Raw genomic sequence first — 9,420 nt, forward strand, 5'->3', positions numbered from 1 at the left:
AATGCTTCGAAAGCACAGCCCCAAAGAGAAAAAATCCCGATTGACAGAAAATTAATATGTTCAAGCTGCCGAACTTGCCATCAGCGCGTGCGGAATCTAACGAATTAGCCGATTTTGCCGAGCTTTTGGCTTGGAAGAAAAACTCAACGTCCGCTCGGGAAATCATTGCCTATCTCGGTCGGTTGGATGATAACGATCACAATATCGGGTGTGACGATAACGATGACGAAAATGCCGACGAATTAGACGAAGTTATGAACGAAATCGAGCGTCGGCAAGACGCTTGTAGGGAAGGATATCCCTTTGAATTGGGACTCGATGGAACAGTCTTACGCCATAAAGACGACCAAAATAATCATCGCTCGGATGTTTATCGTTACCTTCTGTTAAGTACCCGGTTGAACATGAAGACTCAACGTATTCACGTTGAAATTGACGGAACCTTGCTACTCGAAGAAATTTCCGCATCAATCTTGAAGAATTATCTTGGTGCTAATCGAGCCAAATCTTTGGTCTTTGGTACTGCCGCGACAGGCAGGTTCGAAGACAAAGTAAATCATCTTTGCCGGGAGTTAGGTGAAGGCGGACGTTACGAGAATATAGATGAAGGTGCAACGCAAGCCAAAGACGACAAACTCGACGCAGTCGCCTGGGTCCCTTTTACGGATGAAAAACCTGGGCAATTAGTTGTTTTCGGGCAATGCAAGACTGGCTCAAATTGGGAAGGACTTATGACCCAATTACAGCCCGATGCATTTTTAGCTCGATGGACCAGCCAAAAAAGATATTTGTTGAATCCGACGCGTGCTTTTTGTATTTCGGATGCCATTAACCGCGCACAATGGAATTCCAGCCTACTTTATGCTGGACTTATGTTTGATCGTTGCCGATTAGTAGATTATTGCGATGACTTGGATGAAGAGCTTTTAAATCGAATCAGACTTTGGAATTCTGCTGCAAGTGCCAAGGTTTCAATTGGTTGAAAAAGCAAATACTTTTTGGTATCCCAAAATAGAAAGCCGTAAAAGCCGGGGCCAGGTCTTGCAATCAAGCAACTCTCTCGGTATCAGCGGTCGAGTACCAACCAATTTTTCAATCGCCAAAACACCTGCGGCGGCGTGGTGCCGCCCAATTGCAAACGCCGCAAGTATTCAAGCTCCGTCAACACGTCCACCAACGGCGAATCGAACGCCGGGTTGAGTAGAGTCAAATCGTAGTGGTTAAATGCGGGCATGGTGCGGGTTTTGTTTAAACTGGTGTATTCAGTATCTTTAAAGTTGCTTGCAGATACAAACTGTATCAAATAGTTACGAAAGCATCGCTAAAACATTATCTTTAATCAGCTGAAAGATTATCTTGAAAATCGCCGTTGAACAAATCACGCAGAACCTTTGCCGGGAATGCCGTGACGAGCGCTGTTACAGACAGCGGCGTCACCAAAACCGATTTTAACCGCTTCACAACCACCTAGGGAAAGACCGGGGGTCAGGTCTAGCATTCGAGCAACTTCTGTAGCAGCCGTAGGGTGGGCACAAAACCGTGCCCACCGGGCTTACTCGCTCCGAAGCACAAGTTTTTCAAGAGCCGGCAGTAAATGGTCTGGTATCTACTATATTAAAACGACCTTTAAAATTAACCCGGACCAATCGACCATGACCAAAAGAATTCTGTATTTTTTAACGCCTAGCGAAAACATCAGCCCATTCGATGTCACCATTGCTGCTGATGCCGGCTTCGATATGGTAGTGCCGTTTACCAAAGTCGAACCTAAGCAAGTATCGGCAATGGTTCAAGACGCCATTTTTTGTCGCCCACCCAACCGCTTTAACGACACCGGCATTTTCATCGGCGGACGCGATGTGCATATGGCGACCGACATGTTTCAGAATGCCAAAAATGCCATGGTCGGACCTTTCAAGGTTGGCGTATTCGCCGATCCGAATGGCGCTTATACCACGTCCGCAAGTATTGTCGCCTTGATCGAACAGGTTCTGAACGACAAGACCGGCCAAGGCTTGTCGGGAAAGAAAGTGGCCGTGTTCGGCACGGGACCGGTTGGTCTTTGCACGGCTATATTGGCTACCCAACAGGGCGCAAAGGTAAAACTGTGTCAACTGGTTGCCGACGACGACGAAAGGTCGGCCCAACGCTTCTGCGAACGCTACAACGCTCAAGTCGAGTGGGTATCCGCACAGACCAACGACGAAAAAGAACGAGTGGTGCGGGAAGCCGAAATCATTATCAGCGCCGCTAGAGCCGGGGTCCGCATATTGGAGAACTCCTTGGCGCATGCCGATAATCTGATCCTGGCCGCCGATACCAATGCGGTGCCACCTAGCGGAGTCGCCGGCATCGGTCTTAACGACCTTGGTGTCGTCGCGGAGGTATCCGGCACCCGTTTTTTGAGCATAGGCCCGATGGCTATCGGTAATTTGAAATATAAAACCCAGTTTGGCTTGTATGAGCAAATCCAAAAAAACAGTACTGCGGCCTTAATCGATTTCCCCGAAGCGTATGAATTTGCGCTATCGGTATTAAAACAGCAAGCGGCCAAGCTGGAAAAATCGATTTAAATCGTCAGTTAAATTATTTGGCGGCTTACCCTGACCGGCAAAGGTTCGCTGTTCGCAAAGCTATGCAAAATACCGCCACAAAGACCGGGGTCAGGTCTAGCATTAGCAACTTATGCAACGCAATAAAGCCCGCACCCCACATAGGTTGCGCCGAGCCAGCGGCGAGGCGCAACGGTCGCGAACGATGCGCCTGACGGCTGCATCCTATTGAGTACGTAGGCAAATAAAAACTAACCCGAAGAAGCAGATCGTCCATCACTGCGACCAAAACACCTGAACCCAGTGTTCGTAAAGGGCGAAATGATTGTCCGCGGACAACAAAATCAAATTTTCCTGGTAAGCATTTGCCAACAGCAAGCGATCAAACGGATCGCGATGCTGCTCGAATAGCGGAATTTTGTGATAGCCAAACAGATGAGTGTTTTGGATGGGCAAGAAACGAAAACCAGCGCGTAACGATTGCAGATAAATCGCGTCTAACTCGGCGGTAAAGTCGGGCAATTTGCCGATTTTTTGTTTAATCGCAATCTCGAACAAACTGATTTGACTGAAACCAATAAGCGCCTAGCAAAAAGTTAGCGTGTATTTTGAGCCAAATCCACGGCCAATTTCATCAATGGCCAGCGCTGTTGTTACAGACGGTGGCGCCTCCAAAGCCGCGCTTATCCGCCTCACAACCACCTCGCCTCCCGTTTCAAGCGCTCCGCAATCAAATCGACGAAACTTCTAACCTTGGCCGAGGCGTAGCGGCCTTCGCGGTGCAGGACGTGGATCGGCACCGGCGGCGGTTCGTGGCGGTTTAGCACGGTTTGCAACTGGCCGCTGGCCAGGTAGGGGGCGATTTGGTAGGACAGCAGGCGGGTCAGGCCCAGGCCTTGCACGGCGGCTTCGATCGCGGCGTCTATCGTGGATGTAACTAATCGGGGTTGGATGCGCACGCTGTGCGCGTCGGCGCCGCTGCCGAAGCGCCAGTCCGGGCCGACGCCGAGGCCGCCGGCGGCGATCAGGGTGTGTTTGGCCAGTTCTCTGGGGTCGTTCGGCGCGCCGTGGCGTTGCAGATAATCCGGTGCCGCGCATACCACCGGCCGCACTTGGCCGACCCGCACCGCCCGCAAGCTGGAGTCCGGCAATTCGCCGATGCGGATGCCCACGTCCATGCCTTCTTCCAATAGATTGACCACCCGGTCGACGAACAAGGCCGTGACCTGCATGGCCGGATAGCGTTGCAGGTAGTCAACGATGCCGGGCATCACGTACAGCTTACCGAACTGCGCTGGCGCGGTGACGGCCAAGTGGCCGGCCGGCTCCGCGTTGATGCCGGCGGCGGCTTCGTCGGCCGCGTCGATGTCGGCCAATATCCGTTTGGCGTCTTCCAGATAGCGCTGGCCGGCGTCGGTAACCCGCACTAGCCGGGTGGTGCGTTGCAACAGTTTGACCTGCAAGCGTTCTTCCAATGCGGTAATTGCCCGCGTCACCGCCGGCGGCGACATCGCCAGCCGCCGCGCGGCGCCGGCGAAGCTCTGCGCTTCGGCGACCGCGACGAACACCGTCATTGCTTGCAGTTTGTCCATGTTTTGCCTCCTGGAATGCGTTGAGCTATCGCCGCTTTAACGGTCGCCACGCGCCAGTTTTATTCCTATTATCGGAATAGTCAATTGTAATTTATCCGTATTCTGTTTATCCGGCGTTATCAATACACTGTCCCCACGGTTGGCAAGGGTCAGCCGCAACACCAAACCATCAATCCGAACATTACCGAGGTTTTTATGAAAATTTACGAATTCCGCGCTTTCCCCAACCCGCTCCGCGCCCGAATGGCCGCCGCCGAAAAAGGTTTGATCGACCGCATCGACTTTGTGCAGGTGAATGTGCCGAATGGCGAACACAAACTACCGGAGTTTTTACAACTCAATCCGCTCGGCAAAGTACCGGTGCTGGTGCTGGACGACGGCACCGCGATAGCCGAGTGTACCGCGATTACCGAGTATCTGGACCATAGCGCCGGCACGCCGGTTTTGACCGGAGAAACCGCCAAACAGCGAGCACAAATCCACATGTTGCAACGCCGCGCCGAGGCCTTGGTGCTGGATGCGGCCAGCGATTACTTTCACCACGCCACCGCCGGTCTGGGCAAATTGGAGCCGATTCAGATCAAGGAATGGGGCGAGTACCAGCGTCAGGTGGCGATCAAGGGCATGCATTATTTCGACGGCGTGCTGCGCGGCCAGCGCTACCTGTTGGGTGAGCACTTGACGATGCCGGACATCACACTGTTTGCCGGATTGAAGTTGATCGACTTTATGCAAATCGGCGTTCCGGACACCTGCAAACATCTGCTCAGTTGGCGGGAGCGGGTTGGGCAGCGGCCGAGCGCGGCGGCTTGATGGGATCTGGTCGTGCCGTTTGAGTAGGTTGGAATCTATTGCTTGGGCCGCGTGTGTTTTTGTTCCCTTCGACTTCGCTCGGGGAACGCCGAACGCATTCCGTTCAACTCATTCGGGCAGCGATGCGCTAGGTTCGCCTCGTTGAGGGGGGAGCGAACATTTTACGTTCAACTCGTTCAGGGAACGCTGAACGTATTCCGTTCAACTGATTCGGGCAACGCTGGATGCGTCAGGTTCGACTCGTTGATGGGATGCCGAACATTTTACGTTCAACTCGCTCAGGGAACGCCGAACGTATTCCGTTCAGCTCATTCGGGCAGCGATGTGCTACGTTCACCTCGTTCAGGGAACGCCGAATGCATTCCGTTCAACTGATTCGGGCAAACCCAGATGAGTCACGTTCGACTTGTTCAGGGAATGTCGGGCGCGTTATGGTCAACGCGTTCAGCGAACGCCGGATGCACTCCGCTCGACTTGTTCGGGTGAGCGGCCGGTGCGTTCACTGTCGTGGCGTTTGGAACGCTTCGGAGCGTTCCCTGAGCGGAGTCGAAGGGAAGCGGGAGGTCGATTCAAACCGGCCATTAAATCCGTTCGCTCCCAGCCCTTCGGCTTCGCTAAGCAGAGCCTTGTCGAAGGCACGCCACATTGGGCTTCGACAGGTTCAGCCCGAACGGCATACCAGCAATAAATGGGGCCGGGTCAATAAGGGCCTGATCAAACATTTTCACCATTCCGCATTCGAGGTAAACCGCCATGTCCAGAGCCTTTGCCGAAATTTGTTTTACCGATTCGGTGCGCGCCGCGCAGAGCCGTTACGGCAGCCGGGCGGGCAATCTCGGTTTCGAAACCGCCGCCGATCCCCGCGCCGAGCTGGGCGAGACCGAGCAGGCCTTCGTCGCCGAGCGCGATGGTTTCTACCAGGCCAGCGTCGGCGAAACCGGCTGGCCCTATGTGCAATTTCGCGGCGGCCGCCCCGGCTTTTTGAAAGTGTTGGACCCGCGCACGCTGGCTTATGCCGACCAGCGCGGCAACCGCCAGTACATCAGCGTCGGCAATCTGGACGCGGACGGCCGGGTGGCGTTGATCCTGATGGACTACGCGGCGCGGCGCCGGCTGAAAATCTGGGGCGTGGCGCGCATCGTCGAGCTGGGCGCGGCGGACTGGCCGGAGGCGCTGGCCGTCGAAGCCGGCGTCGGCCGGGCGATTGTGATTGATGTCAGAGCTTACGACTGGAATTGCCCCAAGCACATCACGCCGCGTTATACCGAAGCGCAGATTCAACCGCGCCTGGCCGGACTGCAAGCGGAAATTGAACGTTTGCAAGACGAGAATCGCCGCTTGCGCGGAGCACTGGGCGGCGGCGATTTCGATTGACCGGCGACGGACAAGCCGGCTTTGCCGGATCGCTTGGGTTTGCGGTATGCTGCGCCCGTCCAAATTTCGCGCGACTATCGTCTTGATGAAAGCCCCACTCAAACAACCGCAGCCAGCGGAATTACAGGCCATCCACCAATTGTTTCAAGCCGGGCAAGTGCTGCCAGCCGAAGTCCGGGCGCAAGCCTTGGCGGCGGCTTTCCCAAAATCGCTGCCGGCTTTAAATTTGTTGGGCATGTGCCAGCAAGCGCAAGGCAAGTTGCGCGAGGCCGCCGCCAGTTTTCGCAAAATGATTGCGATCGACCCCAACATTGCCGAAATTCATTTCAACCTCGGCGCGATTTACACCCAGCTCAAAGACGCCAAGGGCGCGCTTGCCGCTTACCGCAAGGCGCTGCAACTCAAGCCGGATTTGACCGTCGCCCATTTCAACCTCGGCGCGCTGCTGCAACAGCAAGGCCAATGGCCCGACGCGGCCAAGCATTACCGGCTGGCCGTCGAACAACAGCCCGGTTATTACCAAGCCTGGGCTAACTGGGGCGCGGTATTGCAGACGGTCGGCGACCTCCAGGCCGCCGAGCAATGTTACCGCAAGGCCTTGGAGATCAACGCCGATGCGTTGGGCTATTTCAATCTGGGCACCAATCTCTACGACCAGGGCGCGCACGCTCAAGCCATCGAGGCCTTCCGGGAAGCCTTGCGGCTGGACCCGCAATTCGCCGACGCTTGGAACGATCTGGGCGAGATTTACCGCGATCAGGCCAATATGGAAGAAGCGGTGCGCTGTTACCGCGCCGCCTTGCAAGCCAATCCGCAACACGGCCGGGCCAATTACAATCTGGGCGAGAGCTATTGCCTGGGAAGCCAATTCGAGCAGGCGATTCCGTATTTTGCCGCCTCCGATTTCGCCGACGCTCAAGAGCGGGTGTTGCTGTGTTTATATAAAACCAGCCAGTTCGACGCCTTCAAACAGCATCTGGACGACTTTATTGCCCAAGACCGCCACCAATCGGTATTGCTGGGCAGCTTGGCGACCCACTACGCGACCAATTTCCGCCAAGCGGATGCTTACGGCTATTGCCGGCGGCCGATGGAATTTGTGCAACACACCCGGATTGCCGAACTGGCCGAGCCAAACAGCGGCTTGCTGAGCCAATTGCTGGATGACGTCAAACACTTGGCCATCGCCGAGCGCAAGCAGGGCCGCTTATACTACGGCATGCAGTCGGCCGGGAATTTACTGCAACGGCCCGAAACCTCGTTTCAGCAATTGGCGGCGTTGATCCGCGCCAAGGTCAAGGCTTACCGAGACCATTTCGCCGGCAGCGACGACGCGTTGATCCGGCGCTTTCCGAAAGCCTTGGAATTCGCCAGTTCCTGGTATTTACGGATGAACCAGGGCGGCTATCTGACCTCGCACATCCACGAGGAAGGCTGGATCAGCGGCTGCGTGTATCTGCAATTGCCGGATAAATGCGACAACCACGAAGGCAGCTTCGAATACGGCACCGACGGCGACGACTATCCGCGTTTGCACGGCGATTTCCCGAGCCAAATCGTCGATCAAAAAGTTGGCGACCTGGTGCTGTTTCCGTCGTCGCTGTTTCACCGTACGATCCCGTTCAATTCCGACCAGGAGCGGATTTGCATTGCGTTTGATATAAAGCCGGCCTGAATTGTATCCGGCTAGGGATGGCTTGGAGCGATGCCGGGAATACACACTGTTTAGGCTTTCGACCTGCCAAACGGACTTTTCAAGGCACTTTAAAAAGCGCTCCCAAACCACGCCGCTTTAAGGCATCGCATTGCGCATATGGGATGCCGGCCTGGAACCGTGGGTTTTGCAGAGCCGGGGATTGTCTTCTATGCTGCATCGGACGCAGCAAATCGCTGTATTCTTCACCAGCCCACCAGTCGTTTATCAGGAGTCGGTCCATGCGTAACAGTACTTATCAATTTTGGGGACGGTTGTTCGCCGTTTTGTGCTTGAGCGGCGCGTTGCACGATGTATTGGCGGATGCCGGCGCGACGCCGATCCCGCCGGAAATTGGCGGCAATAGAGAACGGGGTTTTTTGCCGACCAACGCGATTCCGGACAGCTTGGGTTTGTTGCCGCCACCACCGGCGGATGGCTCGGCGAGTTTTGCTTTGGATTTGACCTACGCCCAAAAAAGCTTTGGCTTGCGCAATACGCCAGCCTGGGCATTGGCGATACAGGATGCCGACCTGAGTTTCCCGAATGCCGCCAGCACCTATTCCTGCGCGCTGGGCGTGCCGGTGGACGAAAAACACACGCCGCATTTGTTCCAATTGCTGAAGAAAGTTAAACAGGACGCCGGCGCGGCTACCGGCGCCGCGAAGGATCATTACAAACGTCCCCGGCCGTTCATGGTCAACGATGCTCAGTTTTGCACGCCGGACGATCGCGCCCGCCTGGAGGCGGGTGGTTCCTATCCTTCCGGGCACAATGCCATTGGCATGGCTTGGGGTTTGATTTTGGCCGAACTGGTGCCCGAGCGGGCCGATGCGATTCTGGCTCGCGCCCAGGCCTTTGGCTTAAGCCGGGTGGTTTGCAATGTGCATTGGTATAGCGACACCTTGTGGGGACGCTATCTGGGAGCGTACACCGTCGCTAAACTCCACGCCGATCGGCATTTTCAGGACGAGTTGAGTCAGGCGAAAGACGAATTGGACGATTTGAGCGAGGAGAATCTGGCGCCCAACCGCGATTGCGCTGCCGAGCGGGCCGGCATGGACGCGCAGCGGGCCTTGCTTCAATAAAAGCGAGCGCCCGAAGGCCGGGTTTTGCATGCCGCAACGCCCGTCCGAGCAAATTTCAGACGGCCAGCAACGACTTGCGACAACGTCCCATCCAGCCTAATCCTGCCAAAATCGAGCCAAACAAGCCAATCGCGCCTGGTATCGGAACCGCGCTTGGGTCAATTTGATTCAACAATAGCCGGCGAGTCAGCGAATTTGCGCTTGGGAAGTCGTCAGACCAATCGAAACCGTTGACGAAAATGTATCCGGCCCCGTAGCTGCCGCCGACGATGGCCGGCGCGCCGGAGCTACCTCGTGTAGCTAAGACC

General features: G+C 55.5%; 10 protein-coding genes. 6 read left to right on the forward strand and 4 right to left on the reverse strand.

Annotated elements, in window-relative coordinates:
- Nucleotides 1-56 precede the first annotated feature (56 nt).
- The gene (locus tag AC3B8H_RS14785) at nt 57-983 is read left to right on the forward strand and encodes a hypothetical protein (RefSeq protein ID WP_488442309.1); all 927 of its coding nucleotides are present in this window, start codon (nt 57-59) and stop codon (nt 981-983) included.
- 83 nt (nt 984-1,066) lie between these two features.
- Here AC3B8H_RS14785 and AC3B8H_RS14790 read toward each other — a convergent pair whose 3' ends face one another.
- Nucleotides 1,067-1,234, reverse strand: a complete 168-nt coding sequence (locus AC3B8H_RS14790; RefSeq protein ID WP_488442310.1) for a hypothetical protein — start codon at nt 1,232-1,234, stop codon at nt 1,067-1,069.
- A gap of 418 nt (nt 1,235-1,652) precedes the next feature.
- On the opposite strand from AC3B8H_RS14790, the gene AC3B8H_RS14795 reads away from it, so the two are divergent.
- Nucleotides 1,653-2,573 carry an NAD(P)-dependent methylenetetrahydromethanopterin dehydrogenase gene (locus tag AC3B8H_RS14795; protein ID WP_488442311.1) on the forward strand — a complete coding sequence of 307 codons (921 nt, stop codon included), beginning with the start codon at nt 1,653-1,655 and terminating at the stop codon, nt 2,571-2,573.
- 255 nt (nt 2,574-2,828) lie between these two features.
- On the opposite strand, the gene AC3B8H_RS14800 is transcribed toward AC3B8H_RS14795, so the two are convergent.
- Together AC3B8H_RS14800 and AC3B8H_RS14805 are read right to left on the reverse strand one after the other, a co-directional pair.
- On the reverse strand, nt 2,829-3,131 hold the full coding sequence (locus AC3B8H_RS14800) for a type II toxin-antitoxin system VapC family toxin (RefSeq protein WP_488442318.1): 303 nt from the start codon (nt 3,129-3,131) through the stop codon (nt 2,829-2,831).
- Nucleotides 3,132-3,244: 113 nt separating this feature from the next.
- Entirely contained in the window at nt 3,245-4,144 is a 900-nt protein-coding gene (locus AC3B8H_RS14805) for a LysR family transcriptional regulator (protein WP_488442312.1), read from the reverse strand.
- A gap of 195 nt (nt 4,145-4,339) precedes the next feature.
- Here AC3B8H_RS14805 and AC3B8H_RS14810 point away from each other — a divergent pair, with 195 nt between their 5' ends.
- The 4 genes from AC3B8H_RS14810 to AC3B8H_RS14825 all read left to right on the forward strand — a co-directional run bounded on the left by AC3B8H_RS14810 (nt 4,340) and on the right by AC3B8H_RS14825 (nt 9,112).
- Nucleotides 4,340-4,957, forward strand: a complete 618-nt coding sequence (locus AC3B8H_RS14810; protein ID WP_488442313.1) for a glutathione S-transferase family protein — start codon at nt 4,340-4,342, stop codon at nt 4,955-4,957.
- A 753-nt stretch (nt 4,958-5,710) separates the two neighbouring features.
- Entirely contained in the window at nt 5,711-6,331 is a 621-nt protein-coding gene (locus AC3B8H_RS14815) for a pyridoxamine 5'-phosphate oxidase family protein (protein WP_488442314.1), read from the forward strand.
- A gap of 85 nt (nt 6,332-6,416) precedes the next feature.
- Nucleotides 6,417-8,006, forward strand: coding sequence for a tetratricopeptide repeat protein (locus AC3B8H_RS14820; protein WP_488442315.1), 1,590 nt, complete (start codon nt 6,417-6,419; stop codon nt 8,004-8,006).
- 260 nt (nt 8,007-8,266) lie between these two features.
- Entirely contained in the window at nt 8,267-9,112 is an 846-nt protein-coding gene (locus tag AC3B8H_RS14825) for an acid phosphatase (RefSeq protein ID WP_488442316.1), read from the forward strand.
- Nucleotides 9,113-9,167: 55 nt separating this feature from the next.
- Here AC3B8H_RS14825 and AC3B8H_RS14830 read toward each other — a convergent pair.
- Nucleotides 9,168-9,420: hypothetical protein (locus AC3B8H_RS14830; RefSeq protein ID WP_488442317.1), on the reverse strand; the 253-nt coding region annotated here is incomplete at its 5' end.

This window comes from Methylomonas sp. BG-2 (assembly GCF_057766305.1).